Raw genomic sequence first — 25,464 nt, 5'->3', positions numbered from 1 at the left:
CCGTCGTTTATGAAGCCCATGTTAGCCAAATCAGCACTGCTTGAAGCCGCATAAATGACGGGAACGCATGGCGCCGGTCTGCCTGAAAATGCCATTGGCCTTGGCCTGCGCAGGGAGTTTCTGGACGACTTACTGACCCATCCCCAAAGTGATATCCGTTTTTTTGAACTGGCTCCAGAAAACTGGATTGGCTTTGGTGGCCGCCCGGAACAGCAGCTCCGTCAATTGACGGATACCTACCCTTTTATTTGTCACGGTCTTTCCCTATCCATCGGCGGGCCGGAACCGCTCGATGTGGATCTCCTGGAAGCCGTGGGCGACTTCATGCAAGAGCACGGCATTCAGCACTACAGTGAGCATCTGGCTTTTTGCGCCGACCGGGGTCAACTTTACGATTTATTGCCCCTACCGCTGACGGAAGAAATGCTGGAATATGTCGCGCAGCGGGTGATGCAGGTCCAGGATTACCTGAAAATGCCCTTGATTATCGAAAACACAGCCTACTATGGCGACTACACGCACAGCACCATGAGCGAGCAGGACTTTCTTTTGGGGCTGCTGGCAAAATCTGGCTGTAACCTGTTATTGGACCTCAACAACCTGTATGTGAACAGTTGCAACCATCACTACGATGCTTTGGAATTTTTGCAGACTTTGCCCGCAGAACGCATCGTTTATCAACACCTCGCCGGACACCAGCAGCATGTGAACGGCTGGCTGATTGATACCCACGATGCTGCTGTGGACCCTGCCGTATGGAAACTGCTGCAACACAGTCGGGAGCAATTTGGCCCCAAGCCAACCCTGCTGGAATGGGATAACCAAATCCCGCCCCTGACGGATTTATTGCGCGAGGCCCGAAAAATTGCACCGCAAACAGCAGCCCATGCGGATTTTTGATACGCCCAATGAACAGGATCGGCTCAGGATACTGACTGCCCATCTGCGCAATCCGGTCCAGCAACCCTGTCCAGGATTTATGGATGCCCAGGCGGTAGAACTTTACCGGGAGCTTCTGGTGGGTAATTTTGATGCCGCCCTGCGTGCCTGTTTTCCTCTGTGGATACGCTGCCTGGGTGAAGCCCAATATCTGCGCTGGCGAGATGCCTTCATTGCTGAACATGCCTGTCGCAGTCCGTTTTTTCGACAGATTCCCGATGAATTTATGGCCTATCTGAGCCAAACCCCAGAACGCCTTCAACAAGATCTGTCTTATGCTCTGGAACTGGCGCACCTGGAATGGCTGGAACTGGCTCTGGGTGTTGCCCAGGCCAATAATACACTCCCCGAGTACACCGGATCAGAAGCGCAGGACCCCTGGACCACCCCTCTACGGCTGAATACGGTTCATGCGCTGGTTCAGTATGTCTATCCTGTCCAGCAACTGATATTGCGGCCAACATTCTCCGCAGCCCCCGTTCTCGACCCGAATCCGGTTTCCCTGTACCTTTATCGGGACCGTGACGACGCTGTCCAGATGCTGGAGCCTGATGCCTTGAGCCTGCAAATACTGGTCAGTCTGGATGCAGACCCGCAATCTGGAAGCGCCATCTTCCAGCATTGGCTAGACCACGGGAAGATTGAAGGCAATGCCCAAACATTTGCAGAGCAAATGCATAAGCTCTTGCAACAGATGCTGGATCTACAGATGATCGACTTTATGAGCAGCCATGACAGCCGAACCTTACATGACTGAAACATCGGCCGGCTCCCTGGAGCCCGGTTTTATTGTCCTCCAGGGCGACCATCTGGAATGGCTTCGTGATGCCGTCCTCGAATGGCTGCGCAGGCACCCGCTGCAGCCCCTCGAAGAAGAGATTTTTCTGGTCCAGAGTAACGGCATTGCCGAATGGCTGCAGTGGACCCTGGCACAGCACGAAGGGATTTGTGCGGCCGTCAAGGTCATGCTGCCGGGACGTTTTCTCTGGGACAGTTACGCCAGAGTACTGGGCCGGGAGCAGGTCGCCAGCCGTTCTCCTCTTGATAAGCCCGCACTCACCTGGCGACTGATGCGACTGCTTCCGCAACTGTTATCCGGCCATGATTTTGCCCCCCTGCAGCACTATCTCAATGGCAATGGCAGTACTGCTATGGAACGCCGCTGGCAGATGGCCGCGCAAATTGCCGATCTTTTCGATCAATATCAGGTTTATCGCAGTGATTGGCTGCAGGACTGGGCTGAGGGCCGGGATACGTTGCGCAGCGCGCAAGGACAAATCGCCAGCATACCGGAAGATCAGCGTTGGCAGTCTCGACTCTGGCAGGCTGTCCAGCAGGATCTGCACCTGCAGAATCAAAGCGCCGTCATGGGCCGGGCCGAAGTGCATCAGGCTTTTATAAAGGCCATGACAAACGGAGCAACACCGCGTCCGGCCCTGCCGCGCCGGGTCGTTTTGTTTGGGGCGGCCACCCTGCCCGAACAAAGCCTGAGCGCCCTGGCTGCACTGGGGCAAAGCCTGCAGGTGATTCTCGCAGTACCCAATCCCTGCCGCTTTTATTGGGGAGACATCATTTCAGGGCGGGAACTGCTGCGCCGCGAACGCCGCCGCCAGCCCCTGCGCCAGGATCGGGACCTGAGCCAAATATCTCCCGAAAACCTGCACAGTGAATGTAATGTGTTACTCGCCCAATGGGGTCGCCAGGGTCGGGATTTTCTGAACATGCTGGAGCAATGGGATGACACCCGGGCCAGACAAAGCGCGCTGGCCATACCGCGTATTGACCTGTTTACCGAAGACCGGGGTGAGACCCTGCTCAGACAACTGCAGGTACTGATCCGCGAGCAGGAAGTCATGACTCCGGAACACTGTCAGCCGGTCTGCGAAACGGACCATTCCATTGTTTTTCACGTCGCCCACAGCGCCCTGCGCGAGTTGCAGGTTCTCCATGACCAGCTACTGGACCATCTCGCCACAGGTTCCATGCAGCCTCGGGATATCATTGTGATGGTCCCGGAAATCAGCCGCTTTGCGCCGCTGATTCGTGCCACTTTTGATCAGTACGATCGCGAAGATGCACGCTATATTCCTTACCATATTGTGGATTTGCAGGCGCGGGAAGAATCTCCCTTGCTGCAGGCACTGGACTGGTTGCTGCAATTACCGGAACAGCGCTGTCAGCAAAGTGAAATCCGTGATCTGCTGCATTGCCCGGCCTTCCGTCGGCGTTTTGGCATGGAAACCGATGACCTGCCCCTGCTCGAATCCTGGCTTGAAGAATCTGGATGGCGCTGGGGTTTATCGGCAGAACATCGCCACGCATTGGGCATGTCCTACTGCGGCGCGCAAAATACCGGAGCTTTTGCCCTGCAGCGGCTGAATCTCGGTTATGCCAATGGCCATGATAGTCACTTCGCCAATATCGAGGCCTACGGCGAGGCAGGTGGGCTCGACGCGGCACTGCTGGGTCCTCTCAATCAGATGCTGGAAAGCCTGGAAAACTGGCAGCACGCTCTGAGCACAGCGCGAAGTCCGCAGGCTTGGGCTGAAGCGGCCCGGCAGTTGCTCCAGGACTTTTTCAGTGCCGAAGACAGCGATGACCGGGAAATTCTTCAACAACTGGATACCGCCCTGCAACAATGGCTGGAAGATTGTCTCCTGGCGGATTTTGCCGAAAACCTGCCCCTGGCGGTATTTCGCGCCAACTGGCTGGACATGCTCAACCTGCCGGAATTGCATCGTCATTTTCTCGGTGGTGGAGTCACCTTCTGCACCTTGCTACCCATGCGGGCGGTTCCCTACGCCATGATCTGCCTGTTGGGCATGAACGAAGAAGACTATCCGCGTCGCAATCCGCGCCCGGATTATGATTTGATGGCCCTGTCAGGAATGAGTCGTCCGGGTGACCGCTCACGCCGGGATGATGATCATTACCTGATGCTCGAAGCCCTGTTGGCGGCACGGCAAATCCTGTATATCAGCTGGACGGGTCGGGACCCGCGCAATAACCAGCTGCGTCAGCCAGCCTTAATGATCAGCCAGTTGCGCGATGCCATCGCCAAGGGCTGGCCGGAAAAATATCCCGCCGACGACCCCGCGCCAGAAAAAAACCGCCTGCTCCGCCGCATCACCCTGGAACATCCCCTGCAGGCGTTCAGCAGCGCCTATCTGGAGCATCCACAAAAACACCATACCTGGGCGCGCGAATGGTTCCCTGATCCAGAAGAAAATCCCCAACCCGAACAGGCACTGGCGATTCCAGAAACAGCCACCAGAAGGCTGAGAGATTTTATTGAGTTTTTCCGTTGCCCCTCCCGTGCGTTTTATCGGCAACGTCTGGACACGTTTTTTCAGGATGAATCCGCTGGCAGCGCAGATAATGAAACCTTCGTCCTGAATGGGCTGGATCAATATGGCCTCCTCAACGCCATCCTGGAAGCAGGAGCAAACGCAGAGAATACCCAATATCCGCAGGTTATTGCACAAAAAATCGCTGCACAACTGCGCAGTGGTCATTATGCCTTCGGGATTCTGGGACAACGGCAGGCGGAAACCTTGGGGAGCAGCGCCGCACCCATTCTCAGCGTCTGGCAAACCCTGATGCAAACCTGGCAGCCCGACCATCAACGCCATGCGCTTTATCATGAAGCGGGGCCTGTGTTGCTGGATGACTGGCTTCCACCTTTGTATCTGAATGCCGACCAGCATCGGGCTTTTCTGCAGTGCCGTGCCAGTCGCCTGCTCAATGATAAAAACCAGATTCAGGCTGACAAAATGGCGGATATATGGATACAGCAATTATTGGCCGCAGATTTGGGTATTGCCACCCGCGCCATTGTGCTGGGCAAGGATGCCGTAATCCACAGCACCCAGCCCTGTGAAAATGCCTCCGACACGCTTAAAGATCTGCTGAACTTCTGGGGAGAAGGCCTCCTCCAGCCTCTGCCTGTCACTTTGAAAACAGCGGTTGCCGTATTACAAAATACCAATCCCACGGTCATTTATGAAGGGAATCAGCATAGCGACGGAGAAGTACAGCGTTATCCCGGTCTGGCCCGGGACTATCCGGATTTTGCCCGCTTGAGCAGCCAGCACTGTGGACCTCAGCAGTGGGGCTTTCAGGAATATGCCGAAGCCCTATACCATCCCTTTGCCGACTGGCTGGAAAAACTGGAAGTGGAGCCACACCCATGAGTACGGCGCTAAACCCTCTGGAGATGCCGCTCTGGGGCAGTCGTCTCATCGAAGCCAGTGCTGGCACCGGAAAAACCTGGACCATTGCGGCATTATACCTGCGCCTGATTCTCGGTCATGGGCAGGTCGGCCAGCCCGTTCTGACAGCGCTACTACCCGAAAACATACTGGTGATGACATTCACCCGGGCCGCCACCCAGGAACTGAAAGAACGGATACGCCAGCGTCTGCAGGAGGCTGCCGCGTATTTTCGTGATCCGGAGCAGCAGCCAGCTGATTCATTTTTGCAGACCTTGTTACAGGATTATTCAGAGCCGGCCGCACGTCAGCAGGCCGCCTGGCGACTGTCTCTGGCCGCCGATGCCATGGACCAAAGTGCCATTTTCACGATTGATGCCTGGTGCCAACGCAGTTTGCGCGAACATGCCTTTCTGACTGGCAGTGATCTGCGGGAAAGCTTGCTGCAGGACGACAATGATCTCCGCGCCGATGCCATCCGCGACTTCTGGCGGCAGGAAGTGTATCCACTCCCGGAACACCTGCTGGAACCGGTGCTGGCGGTGTTTGCCGATCCCGACCAGGTCCAGAGTAAAATTGTTCCACTGCTAGCTGGCGGCGCGACTTTTGACCAGCCTTCCCGGCCTCTGCAGGCAGTGCTGTCACAATCCATAACAGCACCGCAACAGCAGATTAAAACGTTAAAACAACGTTGGGCTGATCAGCAGGTCGACTTGCGTAGCTACTTGCTCCAGATTCTGAATGGCCCCAAGGCAGACAACCCGCTTAATGGCACAAAATACAAACCCGAAGCCATGGAAGCAGTTTTCGAGGCCTTACAGGAATGGCTGGAGAGTCCCGAACAAAATCTTCCTGCCAACCTGGAGAAATGTCAGTTACTCCGCGCCAGCAGTCTTGAGAAAAACTGCAACAAAGGTCGATCCATTGCAGCGCCGTCTTCGGCCCGGATACTGGAAGCCGTTCTCGACGAACTGGAGACCCTCAAAGCTCAATTCCAAAGAATTCATAATGATATTCAAAGTCATGCCGCCGCATGGATTCAGCAGCGACTGGAAACCCTCAAAGCCGTTCATCATCAGGTCAGCTTTCACGATTATCAACGTCGCCTCGCCGACGCGCTGAGTGATCCGGCCCGGGCCGAACGACTTAAAAGCCGTCTGCAAAGTCAGTATCCGGTGGCCATGGTCGATGAATTTCAGGACACCTCCAGCCTGCAATACCGGATTTTCGACGCCATTTACGCCACAGCAGACAACCACCCCGAACGCCTTCTGCTGCTCATTGGTGACCCCAAGCAGTCCATTTATCGTTTTCGCGGCGCCGACATCCAGAGTTATCTGCAGGCACGACGCCTGACCGCAGGTCGGCACTACCAGCTCGACACCAATTTCCGCTCCAGCGCGCCACTGGTGGCCGTGCTCAATGCGCTCTACAGCGAAGCCGAAGCAGAACAATCCGAAGGCGCATTTGCCTATGCCGAAGCGGGTGCAGACAATCCCTTGCCCTACTGGTCCGTCCAGGCCAAAGGCAAAAACGACTATTGGCAACTCGGCAAGCAACCCGGGCCCGCCCTGACCATCTGGGCCGCTGCAGAAGCCCTCAACAAAGCGGATTATTTGCAGCATGCCGCTGAACAGGCAGCAGAATGCATTGTCCAGATACTCACTGATCCTGAAACCGGTTTTCGCCAGGAAAACGCTAAGCAAATACAACGGGTAAGCGGGAGAGACATCGCCATTCTCGTGCGTGACCGTCATGAGGCTGCCTGTATCCGCGAAGCCCTGCAACGGCGGCGCGTGCGCAGTGTTTTCCTCGCCGAAAAACAATCTGTATATACCAGCCCGGAAGCCCAACAACTGCTGCGCTGGCTGGAAGCCGTTGCCGATCCGGAAAACACCCAACGCCTGCGCGTCGCTCTGGCCCTGCCGCTGCTCGACTTGTCTTATCAGGATCTGGATGCTTTCAATCGGGATGAAAATGCCTGGGAAGAACAACGGGCCAATTTTCAGGACTTGGCGCGCAGATGGCGGCGTCAGGGCGTTTTGGCCATGTTGCATCACAGCATCCACCACTTTGCCATAGCCCGTAAGCTGTTGCGCCACCCTGATGGAGAACGGCGCCTGACCAATCTCCTTCAGCTTGGCGAACTCCTGCAAAGCGCCAGCGCCACCCGCGAGGGGCCTGAGGCGCTGATTCATTTTCTGCGCGAGGCCATCGCCGCTGGCCATGATCAGAGTGATGCCCACATTCTCCGTCTGGAAAGTGATGCCGAGCTGATTCGGGTAGTCACCATCCACGCCGCCAAAGGCTTGCAATACCCTCTGGTTTTTCTGCCGTTTATTGCCACTTACCGGAAAGACCAGGCTGAGGATTATCAGATTCAGGTCGAAGGGGATGGCGCAGCGCGCATTATTTGGGAGCGGGGCGACACAACGGCGACGGAGCGCGCCCGCCTGCAGGAAGATTTACGCCTGCTTTACGTGGCGTTGACCCGCGCGGAATATGCTCTCTTCCTGGGACTGGCGGCACCCAGCACCGCCAAATCGCCCATTTTTAACCACAGCGCCATCGCCTATCTATTGGGGGGGCATCAGCACCACCATATGGCCTTGCCCGAACTGCTTAACCGCCTCCAGAAAAATGAAATACTCAAGGAAAACGTCCAGATCCATCCCCTGTCTACAGAAACCCCGGTTACCCCATTGGTCGCCAGCACCAGCAATACGCAAAGCCGGATTCCCGATTATCATGGTCACTTCGATAAAACCTGGGGAATAGGCAGTTTTTCCCTGCTGGTGCGCGATCTTCCTTCATCTGCCCCGCTCAGTGCGCGACGTGCCCGACAAGGGGCCATCTGGCACCAATACCCACAGGGAATGCGTGCCGGCACTTTCCTCCATGCCCAACTGCAAGCGCTCGCGGGGCAAGGATTCACAGCTGTTTTGCAAAATGGCAGCGCATCACGTATCGCCCAGGCCTGTGAACAGGCGGGTCTGTCCGACTGGGCAGAAGGCACCCTGGAATGGCTGCAAGCCATCGTCCGGACGCCCCTCACGACATCCGGCCTGACCCTGGAAAATCTGCAGCACTATCAGAGTGAAATGGCTTTCTGGTTTCCCAGCGCCGCACTGCGTAGCCAGGAACTGGACCAACTCTGCACACAACACCTGTTTCCCGGATGGCAACGGCCGCGTCTGCCGGATCGCGTTCTGCACGGCATGATGCGCGGCTTCATGGATCTGGTATTTGCTGATGCCGGTCAATATTTTGTCATGGATTACAAATCCAATGTCCTCGGCAGCGAGGACCAGCATTACCATGAACAGGCCATGCAGCAGCAGACCCTGCAACATCGTTATGAACTGCAGACCGGTCTTTATCAACTGGCGCTGCACCGTTTATTACAGCAGCGCCTGGGCAGGAATTATGATCCGCAAGCGCATTTGGGTGGAACCCTTCTGTTCTATTTGCGCGGACTGGAAGGACCGCAACGCGGAATCCTGCATCTGCCCGCCAATCTGGCCCTGATTGAAGACATGGACCAGTTGTTTGCGTCTGGAGAACGCGCATCATGAGTCAGGCCACTCGCCATACCAATCCCGAAGCCATTCTGCAGGTTTTGCAAGACTGGACAGAAGCGCAATGGTTGAGAGCCCTCGACCTGAGTTTCGCGCGTTTTCTGCTCAGCCTGGAACCCCAGGCACCGGCCCTCCTGCCTCTGGCTGCAGCACTGCTCGCCCGACTGGAAGGCGAAGGACATACCTGTTTGCAGCTCGACCTTTTTCTTCATGAGCCCGATCGCTTTCTCAGCGGAGCACCGGAACTGATTACGGAAATGCGTCATATCCTCGCAGCATGGTCCCAGCCGCAACAATGGATCGACATTCTCAGCACTTGCCGGGTGGTGGAGCACATCGACCACACCCACCCAAAACTTCAGGGCGACGACAGCGAAACACCCCTGGTACTGGATCAGGGCCGTCTGTATTTGCGGCGCTACTGGCGCGATGCCCAGTGCATCGCCCGGACACTGACAGAACGGGTCAGCCGCAGGGCATCCATTCCCGTCCCGGCAGAAACACTGAAACCGCTGTTGGCGCAACTTTTTCCCGCCGATACTTCAGGTTCGCCGGAAAATCTTCCCTGGCAGAAAATCGCCTGCGCGCTGGCCATGCGTGGACGCTTCACCATCATCACGGGGGGCCCGGGTACGGGCAAAACCTACACAGCAGCGCGCCTGATAGCCCTGCTCATGGCGCAACACAACAGTGATTCATTGCGGATTGTGCTCGCCGCACCTACCGGCAAAGCCGCTGTGCGCATTAATGAATCCCTGCACAACGCCATTGCCCAATTGCCGCCGCTGGGCCAACAGGACCTGGCAGCTGCATTTGCGCGCATCGGTCCGGCGCGCACCTTGCACAACCTGCTCGGCGCACGGCCCGGAACCCGACGGTTTCGCCATGACCGTCAGCATCCCCTGGATCTGGATGTGCTGATCGTCGATGAAGCCTCCATGATTCACCAGGAAATGATGGCCGCCCTGTTGCGTGCCCTACCCGATCATGCCCAACTGATTCTACTGGGAGATCAGGACCAGCTGGCTTCAGTCGAGGCGGGCGCGGTACTTGCCGACCTTTGCAATCATACCGGGTCCTACGACAGCGCCACCTGCACCTGGCTGGAAGCTACTTGCAACTGCTTTCTGGAAACAGCCACGCGTTCTAGCAACCCGCTTTCCAGCGGAGTGGTACGGCTGCAACGCAGTCATCGCTTTAACGTCGGAATTGGCGCGCTTGCTGACGCCGTGCAACAGGGACAAACATCCCTGGCTATCCAGACACTGCATCAGGAAGCCGTGCTCGAATGGTACGAGGCCCCGGAAGTTGCGCAGATCCTGCAACTGGCGGACAGCCACTCAGGCTATCGGCCACTCTGGGAAAATATCCGCCGGGCTGGCAGCAAAAACATTGAGGAACACGCCCTTTGGGTACAGCAGATTCTCGAACAATATGGCGCATTCCGCCTGCTTTGCGCCCTGCGCCAGGGGCCTTGGGGCGTTACCGGAATCAATCAGGCCATCGAAGACCATCTGCAGGAAACCGGCCTCCTCAAAACTCAAGGGCTCTGGTATGCCGGACGCCCCGCCCTGATTACTCGCAATGATCCCCAGCTGGGGCTGAGCAACGGTGACATCGGTATCGCCCTTCCCGATCCTCAAGGCAAGTTGCGGGTTTACTTTCCCGGCAACGACCCACTGCCTCGCGCCATACTCCCCAGCCGCCTCAAATACAGCGAAAGCGCCTGGGCCATGACCGTGCACAAATCCCAAGGTTCAGAGTTCCAGCACACGGCGCTGATTCTGCCAGCGCAGGATAGCGCGGTGATCCGCCGGGAGCTTTTATATACGGCCATTACCAGGGCCCGCGAGAAATTCAGCTTGTTTGCCACGGCGGCTGGCCTGGAACAAGCCATCACCCGCAGAACCCTGCGCATGAGCGGCCTGTTGTCAGCTTTGCAAAATTCAGCTAATTAGTAGAAATAAAATTCACCAGACTGCTCATGATCCACTACCCACTTTAGAACAACCCCACAGGAAAGCATGCCCGGTCCATTTCCCCTAAAATCCCGTGACTTACTCAGTTCACTGCTTCAGAATCGGCAGGCCGATTTTTCTGCCGCCATTGCCCAGGCGGTAGAAAAATTTTATGGGAAAGTCGCCGAACATCAGGAATTGAAGATTGTGCTGGAACGTCTGGGTGATGAACGCGTAGCCCGGCTGAAAGCAGAACAATGCAAACACTCCTTGTCGCTGCTATTGCCAGACGATGGGGATGATCTTGAACTTCGATCGCAGGAAATCGGCAAAATTCACGCTTTAATGGGTATTCAAAGTGACTGGCTGATCAGTAGTATGGCTCTTTACAGCGACAGCCTGCTGGAACTGCTCAACCCCTTCTTTAAAGACACCCCGGAATTACGCGGATATCTGCTGCAAAGACTCGCCACAGATCTGGCCCGGCAATTACAGGGCATGGAATCCGCCGCCCAGGAAGAGCGCAATATTCTGGAGCGTATTGATCTACTGCTGATCAGCGATGCAACTCCAGAAGAAAGCGTACGTCGTATGATCGACAATTTGATGTCTATTCCCGGTCTGGATGGCGCCTGGATCAGCCATTCTGAAGATGGCATTTACCTGCTCCGCGATCAGGTCAGCGGTGAAGAATTGCAGGAATATCTCGATACAGTTGAAATTCGTCTGGATAATAGCCCTTTTGGACAGGGACCCGCCGGAACTGCCTGGCGCAGCGGTGAAATCATTTATATAGACGACTGGCAAACAGATCCGATGTCAAATCCATGGCGAATGGCCTCCCAAAAATATGGCTGGCGTTCCAATGTGACCATTCCCGTTAAAGTAAATGCCAAGCCATACGCTATTATTGCTCTGTATAGCAAAATTCCGGGGTTTTTTCGTGCGCCCAACCGCCAGAACCTGATACGACATCTTGCCATCATGTTAGGCATCGCCATTGGTCGCCGCCAACAACAAATACGCATCGATCGATTGAATAGCCTCTATCGGGCGTTCCTCGCCGAAGGCGACATTCTGATCCGAGCCCGATCCGAAACCGAGATGCTCCGTAAAACCTGCCAACACATTGTTGAAGGGACCTTGTTCAAAACCGCTTACGTCATGAAGCCCGATCAGATTGGTTGTTTCAAGGCCCTTGCGGGTGCCGGTACCGGGAGCGGGATTCTCAGTAATCTGGGTATCCAGCTGTTTTCAGATCGTCCCAGCCTCTTGCGGGATACCTGGAAATCAGAGCGCCTGCAATACCGCAATGATTACCGCAACGATCCCGCGTTAAGTACCCAACATGATCTGATGGAACAACAAAACTGGGCCAGCGTCGCTACCATCCCGATTCGGCGTAATGGACAAATCTGGGCGATTCTCGGTGTTACCAGCAGCGAAACGAACATTTTTGACCAGGAAATCCTGGGCACGCTTGCCCGGGTCGGCAAACTGATTGGTTATGGCCTGGATGAAATGGATCTCAAAAAACGGATTGATCAGGAACGTATCACCCAGAGCTGGATGGCGCGTCATGACGCGCTCACCCGATTGCCCAATCGGGTGGCTCTTCTGGACAGAGTTCCCGAGGCCATCCAGCGCGCCCAGCGTGAAGAAAAATTACTGGGCATCTGCATGCTCGACCTGGATGATTTCAAGCCCGTTAACGATCAGCATGGGCATGCTGCCGGGGATGTATTATTACAAAAAGTCGCTACCCGACTTGGTCAGGCACTTCGGCAGACAGACTTTGTGGCCCGGGTGGGAGGCGATGAATTTGCTTTGATTCTGGAAAACATCCAGAACATGGAAGATGTTGAAAAAGTGATGTTCCGGATATTCGAGGCGCTGGAAAGACCTTATGTTCTTCCTGGAAATATCACGGTCAAAATAGGCGGAAGTCTGGGCATCACCATTTTTCCCTTTGACGAAGGGGATAGCGAAATATTGCTGCGTCATGCTGATCAGGCGCTTTATGTCGCCAAAGCCAATAAAACGGAACGCAAACACTTTTGGGCCAGTTTCCAGGGAGAAGAAGCGTTTTCTGGAGAAACAAATCTGTCGTATTTGACACTGCTTCAGCAGGATGAAGGCCTGATTCCTTATTATCAACCGATTCTGCATCTGGCAACGGGTCGAATCATTGGTATTGAAGCCCTCGCCCGCTTACGGCAAGGAACGGAGATTATTCTTCCGGGCACGTTTATTCCCCATCTGGACAGCACGTCAGCACATCTTCTCACCGGCAAAATGCTGCGTTCTGCCACCCAGACAGCACAACAGCTTCATCTTGCCGGGTATACCCTGGAAGTCGCGGTGAACCTTCCCCCGGACGCTCTCTTTGCAGACAATTTCCTACCTGAATTGCAGGCTATTCTGACCGACAGTGCTCTGGCACCTGAACAATTAACCCTGGAGATTCTCGAAAATGGCGATTTTTTATCCCTGCAACTGGCCCAGGAAAAAATTGCCGCTATTCGCTCACTGGGCGTTCGTATTGCTCTGGATGATGTGGGTAGCGCCTACGCCTCGCTGCTGCGCCTGAAAGAAATTGCCGTTGATGAAGTCAAACTGGACCAATGCCTGGTCCGTGGAATTCCCGAGCAACCCAGTGATCTGATTTTCGTCGGCAGTGTTGCCGCATTGGCCATGTCCATGGGTTCGCGTTATGTGGTCGAGGGGGCGGAGACGCTGGAGACGCTGGATGCTTTGGCTGTTCTTGGTGTGGACTGTGTGCAGGGTTATGCCATTGCGCGGCCCATGCCCGAAGAATCATTGCTTCCCTGGCTTCAGGCCTGGACGCCACAGCCACAAAATAATCAGCCTAAAACCCTGTTGGGTGCTTACGCCTCGCATTTGCAATTCGACAGCTTATATCAGATTGCGCCCGCGATTCTTGGCCAGCTTCCGAGCCTGGATGACGCCCATCGTTGTCGTTTGGGAAAATATCTGGATACCCACGGCCTGGAAGGCTCAGCGCTCGCAACGGCGCATCACGCCTACCATGCCTGCATTTCTCGCGAACATAGCTCTGAAGAAATTACTCGACTCAGAAAGAAAATGGCAGACAACTTTGCGGCCACACGCGACAGCCTTCCAGAAAACCAGGCGATCATTCATCCTGAAAACGACAGTTAGCCTGAAAGCCTGTTGTTCTCAGGCTCATCCTGCCTCGGGTTCAAACCGGAGGGCGGCGGAATTAAGGCAATAGCGCAGGCCAGTGGGTTTAGGTCCATCGGGAAATACATGACCCAGATGGCTGTCGCAGCGGGCGCAACGGATTTCCGTACGCACCCTGCCATAGCTGGTGTCGGTCAATTCGCGGATATGGTCAGGGGCGAAAGGCTCCCAAAAGCTGGGCCAGCCGGTTCCTGATTCAAATTTGTTGGCCGAGCGGAACAAGGGCAGGCTACAAAGAGCGCACACGTAGTCACCAGCTTCCTTTTCATGGAGTAAGCCACCACAAAACGGCGGTTCCGTACCATGCTCAAATAACACATGACGCACCTCTGCGGACAGATCTTTGGCCATTTCGGCACGGGTGTTGGCATCAATGGGGGTCAAGTCATATCCTGCAGATGAAGTTGGCATTTCCTAAGACTCCTTTGCGTGTAAATACTGTGGAAAAGTATGCCGCAATTTTTCCACCTTGGGCAAAGCAACCGCACAGATATAAGGTTGATCAGGATTACGGCGGGCATAATCCTGATGATAGTCCTCCGCAGGATAAAAGTTTTCCAGAAGAGTTACTTCAGTCACTATGGATTGTCCGAATAATCCTGTCGCATTGAGTTCTGCAATATAATCGTTAGCCATCTGCTGTTGTGCAGCATTTACGGCAAAAATGGCCGAACGATATTGCGTCCCCACATCATTCCCCTGGCGATTGCGTTGGGTGGGGTCATGGGCCACGGCGAAAAAGACCTGCAACAGACGGCCAAATGACAAACGCGCCGGATCAAAGTAAATCTGCACCGCCTCGGCATGACCGCTTGTACCACTACAAACCGCGCGATAATTAGCTGTTTCCCGGGCTCCTCCGGTGTAACCCGAAACCACCCGGGTGACCCCTTCCAGGGCAAGATAAACGGCTTCAGTACACCAGAAGCAACCACCTGCAAGTACGGCCATTCCGGGCATAGTGGCGTCTGGTTGCTCTCCTTGGGGAGCTGGTATTTGCATGACCATCACTAACCTCCTGGATTCGTATTCGGGAAAGACCACAAAGCACTTGACCTAAACCGGCAATCTCATGAGCATAGCCGCAAATCAACTATTGACCAAGCTGGAGATGTCATGAGCGGACATGGACTGCATAGCCACCCACCCCACGAAGAAATGGTTCATCATGCTGCCGAAGGCCATGGCGGAGAGCATCACAGTCTCAGTCAGTGGGTCGCCATATTTACCGTCATTCTCGCGGCCTTTGGCGCCATTGTCAGTTATCAGGGAACGCACCTGATGAATGAGGTACTGCTCCAAAAAAACGACGCCGTCCTGGAAAAAGCCAAGGCTGCTGACCAGTGGAATTACTATCAGGCCGTCAGCACCAAGCTGCACATGATGGAGCTGGCCATTATTCTTGCCCCTGACAAAGCCGTCGGCTTTAAAGAAAAAATTGCAAAATATGAACAACAGAAAGTCAGCATTCAGCAAAGCGCCACGGAAATGGAGCAAAAATCTGAAGCGGCCAACCGGGAGTCGGCGCATCTCAACCGCCCCCATAATAATCTAGAAATTGCCATGATTTTTCTGCAAATTGCCATATCATTGGCTTCCATAACCGCGCTGACCCGACGTAAATGGTTGTTTGCCATAGCGGGGATCAGTGCTGCCGGAGGCATTGGTCTGTGGATAAGCACCATTTTTTTATTTTGATCCAGTCCCCGGTAACCATTTCATACCCTGCAACAACGCATTCTGGCTTAGTAACGCTGATTGATCGGTTCTGATTGATCGGGATGCGACAGGTAAGGGTATTTGCTAGGATGGAGGCATTGTATTCAACAAATCAGCCTGAGGATTATAAGAAATGACGTTAAACAGACCGTTCCGCAACCTGGCATTACTCACAGGAGGCTTCTTGCTTGCAGGTTGCGCCAGCGTCACACCCTCCAACCTGAAACCGGCGGAACACTTGGTCCAGCAAAATTTCCACGATAAAATCCATGTCACTAAAGTCTTCCCTGGCCCCGTCCACAGCCTGACGGGTATTGTCGTTGAAACTGATCAGCACCAGCAGGGCATATTATGGATGCTGGCCGACAAATATCTGTTATTGGGTCCGGTAGTCAATGCCCAGCAGGAAAACATCACCGGACATTATGCAGACAAGTACCTGCCTCAACCCGCCAAAGTAGCTGCCGAAAAAATTGCGCCTGCAGCCTTGGCAGCACCGGGTTTTACCATAGGACATTCGGGACCGCTGATGGTCGTATTCATGGATCCCAACTGTATTTTCTGTCATCTGCTCTGGGAAGCCCTGCAACAACCGGTAGCCGAAGGCAAAGTCCGGGTAAAAGTGGTTCCTGTCGGCTTCCTCAAGCCATCCAGCCCAGCCAAGGCGGCAACCATTCTCGCATCAAAAAATCCTGCCGAAGCCTGGGCCAATAACGAAAAGGGCTTTGATTTGCATACCGAAGAAGGTAGCACCACACCCCTGAGTCATATTCCTGCGGTAGACGGGGCAGCGGTCAAGGCCAATACCCAACTCTTGCATCAGACCGGAGAAACGGCCACCCCCGCCCTGTTGTACTGCATCAAAACGGCCAAAGGGCTGGAGATGCAGATGAAGCACGGAATTGACGTGCACCGCACGCCGGAGTTCATCCAGAAACTGGGGGGCAGTGTCGGTGCCCAGGGCTGCATCCCTGGCGCTTGATTGTCTGCGCTTGATCGCTGGCGTTGGATGACTCCTTAGCGGGTCTCCCAACGCCAGGCATCAGCGATAATGTTGGCCAGATCCGCATAGCGAGGTTGCCAACCCAGTTGTTCCCGAATTTTGCGTGAGTCTGCTACCAGGCGGGCGGGGTCCCCTGCACGCCGAGCTTCATCTTCACAAGCAATGGGCTTGCTCGTCACCTGCCGGGCAACATCTATGACTTCCTGTACCGAAAAACCATTACCATTCCCAAGATTAAAAGCGCAACTATCTCCCCCTTCAAGAAGATGCTCCAGTGCCAGCCAATGTGCTTCAGCCAGGTCAGTCACATGAATATAGTCACGAATACAGGTCCCATCGGGTGTCTCATAATCACGCCCAAACACGCGGATCTGGGCGCGTCGCCCGGAAGCCGCCTGTAATACCAGCGGAATCAGATGGGTTTCCGGATCATGTCGCTCACCCATTTCTCCATCGGGGTCTGCACCTGCCGCATTGAAGTAGCGCAAACAGGCAGATTTGAGCCCATAAGCGCGATCATAGTCAGACAGCGCCTGCTCCACCATCCACTTGCTCCGCCCATAGGGATTAATGGGGTTTTTGGGATGATTTTCATCAATAGGAGTATATTGAGGTTCACCAAAAATCGCTGCTGTAGAAGAAAAAATAAATTTTTTGACATCAAATGCAATCATCACATCCAGAAGATTCAGCGTATTACTGACATTGTTCTGATAATATTTGGCAGGTTCCTGCACGGATTCCCCCACCTGAATATAAGAAGCAAAATGCATGACTGCATCAAATGAATGCGTTGAGAAAACCCGATTCAGAAAACGGGTATCCGCAATATCTCCATAAACAAATGCACCACCACAAATTGCATCACGATAACCACCGGAAAGATTATCCAGAGTCACCACCTCCGCCCCGCCCTGAAGCAACCGTTTCACCATATGGCTGCCAATATAACCCGCACCACCCACTACCAGAATTTTCATGAATTGCCTGCCTCTGTCAGATAATGCGTTTACTGAACCAGTAACCTTCCGGACATTTCGTATCAACGGTTCTTTTTTGCTGCCTGGATTCTAGCGAAAAAGTGCAGCATGGGGCAAACTATTACCTATTTAATCAGGCCTCTCCATGCGTTTCCAAAGGACTTTATGAATCCGCCATTTTTGAATCCCTGGCTGTACTCTGCGGTATTGTTTATTGGATTGATTTTATGTGTTTTTGTAGGATTTAAGCTCGGCAAGCGCAGTCAGGCTGACGGTGGTTCCGGAGCACTGAACGGAGCCGTATTCGGGCTTTTGGGATTACTGTTGGCGTTTTCCTTTTCCGGTGCCGCCGAACGTTTTGAACACCGCCGCGATCTGATTACCGAGGAAGCCAATGCGGTCGGCACCGCTTATCTGCGTCTGGATTTATTGCCAGCAGCGCGGCAGATGGCTCTACGCAAAAAAATGCAACAATACCTGCAAACCCGGCTGGAAACTTATCAGCGCAGTGGTACCAACACCCCTGCAGCTTTGGACGCCTATCAGCGCAGCGTTCAATTACAGCAACAAATCTGGACAGAAGCGACTCAGGCGGCCCAACACACCGGCAACACCGCCACCTTAAGCTTGGTCAGCCGTGCACTGAATGCCATGTTTGATATCACCACCACCCGCATTGCCGCCACCCGAAATCATCCACCAAAGGTTATTGACTTCCTGCTTTTCGCGCTGTCCTGGATTTCTGCCCTGCTGGCAGGCTATGGCATGACCGACCACAAGCGCATTCCCTGGTTACAGGTCATCATTTTTTCCGCCGCGCTGACCATCACCATTTTCGTGATTCGTGATCTGGAATATCCACGTCTCGGCTTCATCCGTGTCGACTCGTCTGATCGGTTACTGGTCGAAACCCTGCAGGGGATGCAGACAAGCGGCACTTAAAGAATCATGCGCAGCACTCCGGTCAACGGATATAACAAAATTTGTGGCCGGGTTCCTGCAAACTCAAAAATTGTATAGCATAGTGCCTGACAGAAAAAGGGCGTTTTTTCAAAATTCCGCCGCGTAAAATCTGAGCGAAATAGTGAATGGGTAGAATTTAATGTCCGTTTTCGCAAGCGCGGAAGATATTATGCCCATTTTTAATGATTTCAGCCGTTTTTCGATAGATACATCGTTGCTCCGCCTCCTGGGCCATTAACTGTGGATTTTTAAAATGCGGCTGATGAACTCTCCAGGCGCGAGAACATCAAATCGCACCTGCTCCCTTAAAGCGAGCAGATCTTTATCCCCACTGACCAAGAGATCGGCATTACCCGTCGCAGCAAGCTCAAGAAAGGGGACATCCATGGGATCCCTGCATTCCGGTATGTCACAGATCCCTGAACCCTTTTGAACGACCTCGCAGTAAGGCACATAGTCTGATAGCAACTCTTCTTTCTCAGGCATGGACAAACGGAACTTCGGGTAAGACAAAACCCGCAAAAGCTCACTCACCGTCACCTGGTTAATCAGCGGATTAAACCGCCCTGCCCACCACGCCTCACGAATGATCGAGAGGTGCCCATTGGGGAAAAGCAACGCTGAAAGCACAACGTTCGTGTCGAGCACCACCCGCCGCAGAGATGTACTCAAAACGTCGCTTTATCATCAACCAGGGTGGACTCAGGATGCCTCGCCCAGCTAACGGCATCTGCAACATCCGAATCGTCAATACCCAGTTCTGCCAGTTTGGAACGCACCGCATCGCCCCTCTGCACGCGAATGGGGGTTAAGACAATCTGGCCAGCGCGGACCTGAATATCAAAGTAATCCGCTTTAGAAACAGAATCCACCACAGCTTTTGGTAACGTCAACTGATTCTTGGAAGTGATCTTCGCCAGCATAAAAACCTCCTGCCGATTAGAGCTTGTAAGGATTCCTTACATTGCCACAACATCACATCACCGGCAAGCCCATCTACGTGTACGTCCCTGCCGGCAATGGCACCACTATAATTCACCAGTTCCAGACTGGTCAGATAGGTCAAACCCGTCTCGTCCACCAGTGCATGCGCCATTTCTGCTTTTGTCACCGTCATGGTTCTTTCATCCCCTTATTCAATGCGCGTTGTGCCGAGGCCAGTTCTTTCATCAGAAAGCCATGGGCACCTATGTGTATCTGGCAATCCTGAATCACTTCCCGATAGGCATCCTGGTAGTCGATCATCATCACCTTGCGCCGGTCCTTCCTGGTTTGGATGAAATTTTCGTCATAGTACGCCAGAAGGTCTTCCGCAAAATGACTGACCAACAGCATGGCGGCATTGGTGGCATATTCCGCCATAAAGTCCGGTCCAAAGCTGTTTGAAGCAAGAATGAATGCATCCTGTGGAAGCATTTCATCCAGCTTGCGCATCACCTTGTGTGTGGCTTTGGTCCGTTGAAGCAGCCAATCCACGGCTTCCCGATCCGTCTGTTCCGGGTATCTCTGCGCTTCACAGATCAGCACATTGGCCGCTTCCGTCAGGGCATTCATGCCATGAAGGGTCCGCAGAAACTGGGCGCAGGGTGAAGCCAATTCATCTTCAGTGGATTCCAGACCGGACTGCGCAAGGTACAGGCTACCCGCCTGAATAATCGCGTCGAGCACATCTACCGGAATATCGTCGAAGTCTTGTAGCAGCAGCGCCGGACCATAGGCATTATCACTGCTTTTCGTGCGGTGGCTTTTCTTGCGCAAGGGTTTGGCGGATTTGCCGCCAGCGGGGAATGGGTAAACATTGCTCATTGCGAAAATTTAGCATATTGAGGGCACCCAGAAAATAAGGGCCTTGGGTTGCCATCACGGATTAACAGATTTCGTCATATATCTTTTTTAAGGTAAAATACGGGCCATAGATGAGTGCGCCATCATTATCTTTTTTCACTTCGACGATTCCCGTTGTGCCAGAAAATACCGTTACTTTTCCAATCATGCTTTTATAAAAGCTGTCATCTGCCCCATACAGTTTCCCAACAGGGATAAATGATACGCTACTATCCCCATTTTCGACTTTTCTGTAGCCGTGGGAAAAACCGTAAAACTTTCTTTCCTGCTCAAGGATGATGGGTAATTCCTCAATAACAGATTCTACATTATTGACGACATAAAAATAATTATGGGGGTGAATAGATATTCTGGTAGGCTTGTATCTCTGCAATATCCAAAATCCGCCTACAAAAGAACTCATGGTGACCCACGTCACCCACAATGTTGGGCGATTTTCCGCGTAATGGAATGCTACGACCTCAAAGATCAGGATAATTAAGGCGATAGAACCGTAAGTATAGATAAATCTAAAGGTTATATTTGGCGAATAAAACGCTTTGATATCACTGTCTTTCATTGACTCACGCCAGAATAAGGTGTTTTACAAAACAATTTAATTTATTTTTTATAAAAACTGGTGTAATTTTCTTCATCTTTTATCCTTATGCGGGTAGCCTGCAGAGACAGAAATACAAGCATGTAAAGAATGAAAAACAATCCGGATGCATATGCTTGCATAGTGGTTCGCGCTGAGAATGTTGTGACAGGAAAGATTATTGTCACTGCGAACCATTGAATAACTGTGCTTAATTGGTATTCATAATTCACGCCGAGTATAATTGGAAGCACGATTTTTCTTTTTTTGAACAACAGAGAGAACGGCGATACCAGCAAGCCAGCAGAGACCACATAAAACAAAGGGGTTACTGGACCGTAAACAATGCCAAGAACCACCAGTGACACTACGAAAATCAGCCCTGCCGTAAATGTCGCAGAAAGAAAAAATTCCCGTGTGGTCATATTTTGCCCTCTCATATTTTGAAGGATTCACAGGGTGTTATACGCAAGGCTACAGCCAATTAAATTTTAGTCCAACCCTGCATCCGGTTCCAGTTTATGGTCAGCCTCTCACCCCATCCCGCCTTTTCATGATATAACAGCACAAAAGCAAAGGGGAAACCATGCCGCGCGGACCAGCCAAAAAGAAGACCGAAGACACCAGCCATCAAAGCCTCGAATCCAAACTCTGGGCCACTGCCGACAAGTTACGCGGCCATCTGGATGCTGCCGACTACAAGCATGTCGTGCTGGGCCTGATTTTCCTCAAATACATTTCAGACCGATTTGCCGATCGATATACGGAAATCATTCGGGAAGAGGCTGGGACTTACGCCGCCGAAGACCGCGACGAGTACACGGCAGAAGGCGTGTTCTGGGTTCCGGCATCGTCCAGATGGGCAACCGTGCAAGCTGCCGCCAAACAAACGGACATCGGCAAGCGCATTGATGATGCCATGACCGAAATCGAAAAAGAAAACCCCAAACTCAAAGGCATCCTGCCCAAAGGCTATGCCCGTCCTACGTTGGATCAGCGTCGTCTGGGCGAACTGGTGGACCTCATCGGCACTATTGGCTTAGGGACGGCAGAACATCAGGCCCGCGATACCTTGGGGCGCGTTTATGAATACTTTCTGGGCCGTTTTGCCAGTGCCGAAGGTAAACGCGGTGGCGAGTTCTACACCCCGGCATCCGTAGTTCGAACCTTGGTCACCATGCTGGCCCCCTATAAAGGGCGCATCTATGACCCCTGCTGCGGGTCCGGTGGCATGTTCGTCCAATCGGAAAAGTTTATCGAAGCCCACGGCGGTAAAGTGGGCGACATCAGTGTGTACGGGGAAGAATCCAATCCCAATACGTGGAAGCTGGCCCTCATGAACCTCGCCATTCGTGGTATTGAGGCCGATTTGGGGGTGGAAGCGGCAGATACGTTTCACAAAGACCTGCATCCTGATTTACGCGCCGATTACATTCTGGCCAACCCCCCATTCAACATATCCGATTGGGGCAGCGACCTGCTCAGGGAAGACAAACGCTGGCAGTATGGGATACCGCCCACGGGCAACGCCAACTTCGCCTGGGTGCAGCACATGGTTCACCATTTGGCCCCTTACGGCATTGCGGGCTTCGTGCTGGCGAACGGGTCCATGTCCTCCAATACCAGCGGCGAGGGTGAAATCCGCAAAACCCTCATCGAAGCGGATATGGTGGATTGTATGGTGGCCCTGCCCGGTCAGCTTTTCTACAGCACCCAGATTCCGGTCTGCCTATGGTTTCTGGCGAAGAACCGCGATGATGGACGGGGCATGGCGGGCAAGGAACTGTTTGAACGCAGCGGCGAAGTGCTGTTCATTGATGCTCGCAACATAGGCTTCATGGCCGACCGCACCCATCGGGAACTGAGCGATGAAAACATCCAGAAGATCGCCGACACCTACCACAACTGGCGCGGCGACGGTAAAGAGGAATACGAAGACATTCCGGGTTTCTGCAAGGCGGCGAGTCTGGATGACATCCGCAAGAACGGCCACGTCCTGACGCCGGGGCGCTATGTGGGGGCAGCCGCCAAGGATGAAGATGGTGAGCCTTTCGAGGAAAAAATGGCACGGCTGACCAAAGACCTATCGGAACAGTTGGCGGAAGGACGCAGACTGGAAGACGCAATGCGGAAGAATTTGGGGATGTTGGGGTATGAACTGTGATTAAAGCCACTTTGCGCTTTATACCTAATTAGATATAAACTATCTTATGGTTCAATCACAACGGCCATTATTCTGGGTGGCATCGTCCAAAAAAGACCTGATGGATATGCCGGAAGACGTACGGGATACCTTTGGGTATGCGCTGCATCTGGCGCAAATCGGCGGCAAGCATGTGCAAGCAAAGCCGCTGAAGGGGTTTGGATCGGCGGATGTCCTTGAGATTGTCGAAGATTCTCATGGTGATACATTTCGAGCGGTGTATACGGTGCGTTTGCAAGAGAGGATATACGTCCTGCATTGCTTTCAGAAGAAATCCACCCAAGGCATCCGCACACCCAAACCCGATATGGACAAGATACATGAGCGCTTGAAATGGGCTGAGCGACACGCCAAGGGGGTGATCGAATGAATATTGAGATGGGTAGTGGCAATGTCTATGCGGACATCGGTGCGCCGGATGCAGAGGAAATGCTTTTGAAGGCGCAACTGGCATCCCGTATTGCCGACATGATCCAGAGCAAAGGATTCACACAATCGCAGGCAGCGGAACTGCTGGGTATCCCGCAACCCAAGCTGTCTTTGATGCTACGCGGGCAATTCCGGGGAATCAGCGAAGCCAAAATGCTGGAATGCCTGGCCCGGCTGGGTCGGGATATTCAGATCGTCATCGGACCGGAACATGCGGGGACTGGGACCATTGTAGTGGTATGACATGAGCGTAGACCGAGATCGTGGGGTAGCGATTGTCAACGAGGTCATGGACCCCATGGATGGGGATACGGTGTTTGGGCATGGAAAGCAAAATCATCGCCGTGGATGTCGAGAGTGAGTATGTGGTGTACCTTCAACTGGATGAGGAAGCCGAGGATTGAGCCATGCCACAAACCATTGAAGTGGAAATTGATGCGCAAGGAAAGGTACATCCTTTGCGGTTGGGCAAACCGCTTCCGGCAGGCCGCGCCTTGCTGACCTTGCTGACGCCGATTGCCAACGAAGAATCGCTGCTTTCAGAATCCGCGCTGGCTGAAGACTGGTTGAAACCCGAAGAGGATGAGGCATGGGCCACCTTGCAGCCGGTCAGCTCACCCTTACCGTCTTATGCGGAGACGGCGGGCGATGGATAACCGCAACGACAAGTCGGCAAAAACCAACCTGAAGGAGCCGGGTATAGGGGGTGATAAAGACACGGGTATCGCACTGCGGGGAGATAGTCTGCGCAGCCTCATTTACACCGTGCGCGGGATGGAGGTAATGCTGGATAGCGATCTGGCAGGGTTATACGGCGTTGAAACCAGGGTCTTCAACCAGGCGGTCAAGCGCAATATCGAGCGGTTTCCCGAGTCTTTCCGCTTTCATCTCACCCAGGTTGAATACGATTCTTTAAGGTCACAATTGGTGGACTTAAACGAGGAGCCTGACTTGAGATCACAAGCTGTGACCTCAAGTGCCCATGGCGGGAGAAGGTATCCTCCTTACGCCTTCACCGAACAGGGCGTGGCCATGCTCTCGGCGGTGCTGCGCAGCGAAACTGCCGTCCAGATCAGCATCCACATCATCAATGCCTTTGTCGCCATGCGCCGGTTCATGGCCGCCCATGGCGGCCTGCTCCAACGCATGGACTCGCTGGAAAAACGGCAAATCCACCACGAGATCAACACCGGCGACCGCTTCAACAAGGTATTCGACGCGCTCGAAAACAAAAGCCTGAATCCTACCCAGGGTATCTTTTTTGACGGGCAGATATTCGACGCCTATGTGTTCGTCAATGACCTGCTGCGCCAAGCGAAACAATCCATCGTCCTGATCGACAACTACATCGACGACAGCGTGCTGATGCAACTGGCCAAGCGCCGCCAAGGCGTCAGTGCCACCATCCTGACCAAAACCATCAGCAAGCAGATTGCCCAAGACCTGAAAAAGCACAACGCCCAGTATCCGCCGACCCAGATACATGAGTTTGGCGACAGCCACGACCGTTTTCTGATTCTGGACGGCAAAGCGGCCTACCACCTCGGCGCGTCGCTCAAGGATTTGGGCAAGAAGTGGTTTGCCTTTTCCAGAATGGACAAGAGCGGATTGAAGGTGATGGAGCGGGTGGATGCGCTCATTGAGGCCAACCTGAAGGAGCTTGGGTATGGCGGGTGAGTGGCAAAAATATAGTGGTCCATCCGTGAACAGGCGCGGGCGCATCTACGACGCATGGTGAAACGGGTCTTACGGAAACACGGTTATCCACCCGATATGCAGGAAGGGGCGGTGAATACGGTTATTGCGCAGGCTGAGGGGTTGGTGGCATAACCAG

24 protein-coding genes are annotated in these 25,464 nt (G+C 53.6%); 15 read left to right on the top strand and 9 right to left on the bottom strand.

The features are described from left to right. The first annotated feature begins 54 nt into the window (after positions 1 to 54). From HAP95_RS15190 to HAP95_RS15165, 6 genes are all read left to right on the top strand, one after another. Positions 55 to 900 carry an MbnB/TglH/ChrH family RiPP precursor modification enzyme gene (locus HAP95_RS15190; protein ID WP_215884975.1) on the top strand — a complete coding sequence of 282 codons (846 nt, stop codon included), beginning with the start codon at positions 55 to 57 and terminating at the stop codon, positions 898 to 900. Further along, positions 887 to 1,696 carry an HvfC family RiPP maturation protein gene (locus HAP95_RS15185; protein WP_215884974.1) on the top strand — a complete coding sequence of 270 codons (810 nt, stop codon included), beginning with the start codon at positions 887 to 889 and terminating at the stop codon, positions 1,694 to 1,696. Before HAP95_RS15190 ends, HAP95_RS15185 begins: the two co-directional genes overlap by 14 nt. Further along, positions 1,689 to 5,132, top strand: coding sequence for an exodeoxyribonuclease V subunit gamma (gene recC / locus HAP95_RS15180; RefSeq protein WP_215884973.1), 3,444 nt, complete (start codon positions 1,689 to 1,691; stop codon positions 5,130 to 5,132). Before HAP95_RS15185 ends, recC begins: the two co-directional genes overlap by 8 nt. Next, a complete protein-coding gene (recB, locus tag HAP95_RS15175; protein ID WP_215884972.1) occupies positions 5,129 to 8,725 on the top strand; it encodes an exodeoxyribonuclease V subunit beta in 3,597 nt (1,198 codons plus the stop codon). Before recC ends, recB begins: the two co-directional genes overlap by 4 nt. After that, positions 8,722 to 10,686, top strand: a complete 1,965-nt coding sequence (gene recD / locus HAP95_RS15170; RefSeq protein WP_215884971.1) for an exodeoxyribonuclease V subunit alpha — start codon at positions 8,722 to 8,724, stop codon at positions 10,684 to 10,686. Before recB ends, recD begins: the two co-directional genes overlap by 4 nt. A 66-nt stretch (positions 10,687 to 10,752) precedes the next feature. Then, positions 10,753 to 13,869: an EAL domain-containing protein gene (locus tag HAP95_RS15165; protein ID WP_215884970.1), complete on the top strand. Its 3,117-nt coding sequence runs from the start codon at positions 10,753 to 10,755 to the stop codon at positions 13,867 to 13,869. A gap of 24 nt (positions 13,870 to 13,893) precedes the next feature. Here the strand turns inward: HAP95_RS15165 and msrB are convergent, their stop codons facing one another. Together msrB and msrA are read right to left on the bottom strand one after the other, a co-directional pair. Then, entirely contained in the window at positions 13,894 to 14,322 is a 429-nt protein-coding gene (gene msrB / locus HAP95_RS15160; RefSeq protein WP_215884969.1) for a peptide-methionine (R)-S-oxide reductase MsrB, read from the bottom strand. Between the two features lie 3 nt (positions 14,323 to 14,325). Then, on the bottom strand, positions 14,326 to 14,919 hold the full coding sequence (gene msrA, locus HAP95_RS15155; RefSeq protein ID WP_215884968.1) for a peptide-methionine (S)-S-oxide reductase MsrA: 594 nt from the start codon (positions 14,917 to 14,919) through the stop codon (positions 14,326 to 14,328). A 108-nt stretch (positions 14,920 to 15,027) separates the two neighbouring features. On the opposite strand from msrA, the gene HAP95_RS15150 reads away from it, so the two are divergent. Beyond that, the gene (locus HAP95_RS15150; RefSeq protein WP_215884967.1) at positions 15,028 to 15,609 is read left to right on the top strand and encodes a DUF4337 domain-containing protein; all 582 of its coding nucleotides are present in this window, start codon (positions 15,028 to 15,030) and stop codon (positions 15,607 to 15,609) included. A 154-nt stretch (positions 15,610 to 15,763) separates the two neighbouring features. Continuing rightward, entirely contained in the window at positions 15,764 to 16,612 is an 849-nt protein-coding gene (locus tag HAP95_RS15145) for a thioredoxin fold domain-containing protein (RefSeq protein ID WP_226832840.1), read from the top strand. A gap of 35 nt (positions 16,613 to 16,647) precedes the next feature. On the opposite strand, the gene galE is transcribed toward HAP95_RS15145, so the two are convergent. Further along, positions 16,648 to 17,613, bottom strand: a complete 966-nt coding sequence (gene galE / locus HAP95_RS15140) for a UDP-glucose 4-epimerase GalE (RefSeq protein WP_215884966.1) — start codon at positions 17,611 to 17,613, stop codon at positions 16,648 to 16,650. Between the two features lie 165 nt (positions 17,614 to 17,778). Here galE and HAP95_RS15135 point away from each other — a divergent pair, with 165 nt between their 5' ends. Beyond that, positions 17,779 to 18,555, top strand: coding sequence for a bestrophin-like domain (locus tag HAP95_RS15135; protein WP_215884965.1), 777 nt, complete (start codon positions 17,779 to 17,781; stop codon positions 18,553 to 18,555). 255 nt (positions 18,556 to 18,810) lie between these two features. Here the strand turns inward: HAP95_RS15135 and HAP95_RS15130 are convergent, their stop codons facing one another. The 6 genes from HAP95_RS15130 to HAP95_RS15105 form a co-directional block, all read right to left on the bottom strand. Further along, entirely contained in the window at positions 18,811 to 19,224 is a 414-nt protein-coding gene (locus HAP95_RS15130) for a putative toxin-antitoxin system toxin component, PIN family (RefSeq protein ID WP_368356601.1), read from the bottom strand. A gap of 20 nt (positions 19,225 to 19,244) precedes the next feature. Continuing rightward, positions 19,245 to 19,499 (bottom strand): AbrB/MazE/SpoVT family DNA-binding domain-containing protein, encoded by a 255-nt coding sequence (locus HAP95_RS15125; protein WP_215884964.1) that lies wholly within the window; start codon positions 19,497 to 19,499, stop codon positions 19,245 to 19,247. Further along, the gene (locus HAP95_RS15120; RefSeq protein ID WP_215884963.1) at positions 19,466 to 19,693 is read right to left on the bottom strand and encodes a hypothetical protein; all 228 of its coding nucleotides are present in this window, start codon (positions 19,691 to 19,693) and stop codon (positions 19,466 to 19,468) included. The genes HAP95_RS15125 and HAP95_RS15120 overlap by 34 nt, the downstream gene beginning before the upstream one ends. Continuing rightward, positions 19,690 to 20,382 (bottom strand): hypothetical protein, encoded by a 693-nt coding sequence (locus HAP95_RS15115; RefSeq protein ID WP_215884962.1) that lies wholly within the window; start codon positions 20,380 to 20,382, stop codon positions 19,690 to 19,692. Before HAP95_RS15115 ends, HAP95_RS15120 begins: the two co-directional genes overlap by 4 nt. A 61-nt stretch (positions 20,383 to 20,443) precedes the next feature. Next, the gene (locus HAP95_RS15110) at positions 20,444 to 20,980 is read right to left on the bottom strand and encodes a hypothetical protein (protein WP_215884961.1); all 537 of its coding nucleotides are present in this window, start codon (positions 20,978 to 20,980) and stop codon (positions 20,444 to 20,446) included. Positions 20,981 to 21,021: 41 nt separating this feature from the next. Then, positions 21,022 to 21,423: a hypothetical protein gene (locus tag HAP95_RS15105; RefSeq protein ID WP_215884960.1), complete on the bottom strand. Its 402-nt coding sequence runs from the start codon at positions 21,421 to 21,423 to the stop codon at positions 21,022 to 21,024. Between the two features lie 161 nt (positions 21,424 to 21,584). Between HAP95_RS15105 and HAP95_RS15100 the strand changes: the two genes are divergently transcribed. From HAP95_RS15100 to HAP95_RS17595, 6 genes are all read left to right on the top strand, one after another. Continuing rightward, the gene (locus tag HAP95_RS15100) at positions 21,585 to 23,162 is read left to right on the top strand and encodes a class I SAM-dependent DNA methyltransferase (RefSeq protein WP_215884959.1); all 1,578 of its coding nucleotides are present in this window, start codon (positions 21,585 to 21,587) and stop codon (positions 23,160 to 23,162) included. Positions 23,163 to 23,262: 100 nt separating this feature from the next. After that, positions 23,263 to 23,571: a type II toxin-antitoxin system RelE/ParE family toxin gene (locus HAP95_RS15095; RefSeq protein WP_264318862.1), complete on the top strand. Its 309-nt coding sequence runs from the start codon at positions 23,263 to 23,265 to the stop codon at positions 23,569 to 23,571. Next, positions 23,568 to 23,873, top strand: coding sequence for a helix-turn-helix domain-containing protein (locus HAP95_RS15090; RefSeq protein ID WP_215884957.1), 306 nt, complete (start codon positions 23,568 to 23,570; stop codon positions 23,871 to 23,873). The genes HAP95_RS15095 and HAP95_RS15090 overlap by 4 nt, the downstream gene beginning before the upstream one ends. 164 nt (positions 23,874 to 24,037) lie before the next feature. After that, positions 24,038 to 24,286, top strand: coding sequence for a hypothetical protein (locus HAP95_RS15085; protein ID WP_215884956.1), 249 nt, complete (start codon positions 24,038 to 24,040; stop codon positions 24,284 to 24,286). Further along, on the top strand, positions 24,279 to 25,307 hold the full coding sequence (locus tag HAP95_RS15080) for an ORF6N domain-containing protein (protein ID WP_215884955.1): 1,029 nt from the start codon (positions 24,279 to 24,281) through the stop codon (positions 25,305 to 25,307). The genes HAP95_RS15085 and HAP95_RS15080 overlap by 8 nt, the downstream gene beginning before the upstream one ends. Before the next feature lie 21 nt (positions 25,308 to 25,328). Beyond that, positions 25,329 to 25,460: a type I restriction enzyme endonuclease domain-containing protein gene (locus HAP95_RS17595; protein WP_368356604.1), complete on the top strand. Its 132-nt coding sequence runs from the start codon at positions 25,329 to 25,331 to the stop codon at positions 25,458 to 25,460. The last annotated feature ends 4 nt before the right edge of the window (positions 25,461 to 25,464 follow it).

Origin of the sequence: Acidithiobacillus sulfurivorans (genome assembly GCF_018853815.1) — a bacterium.
Lineage (GTDB): Bacteria > Pseudomonadota > Gammaproteobacteria > Acidithiobacillales > Acidithiobacillaceae > Acidithiobacillus > Acidithiobacillus sulfurivorans.
The sequence above is the reverse complement of the archived record's forward strand: the minus strand, read 5'-3'. Positions and strand labels throughout refer to the sequence as shown.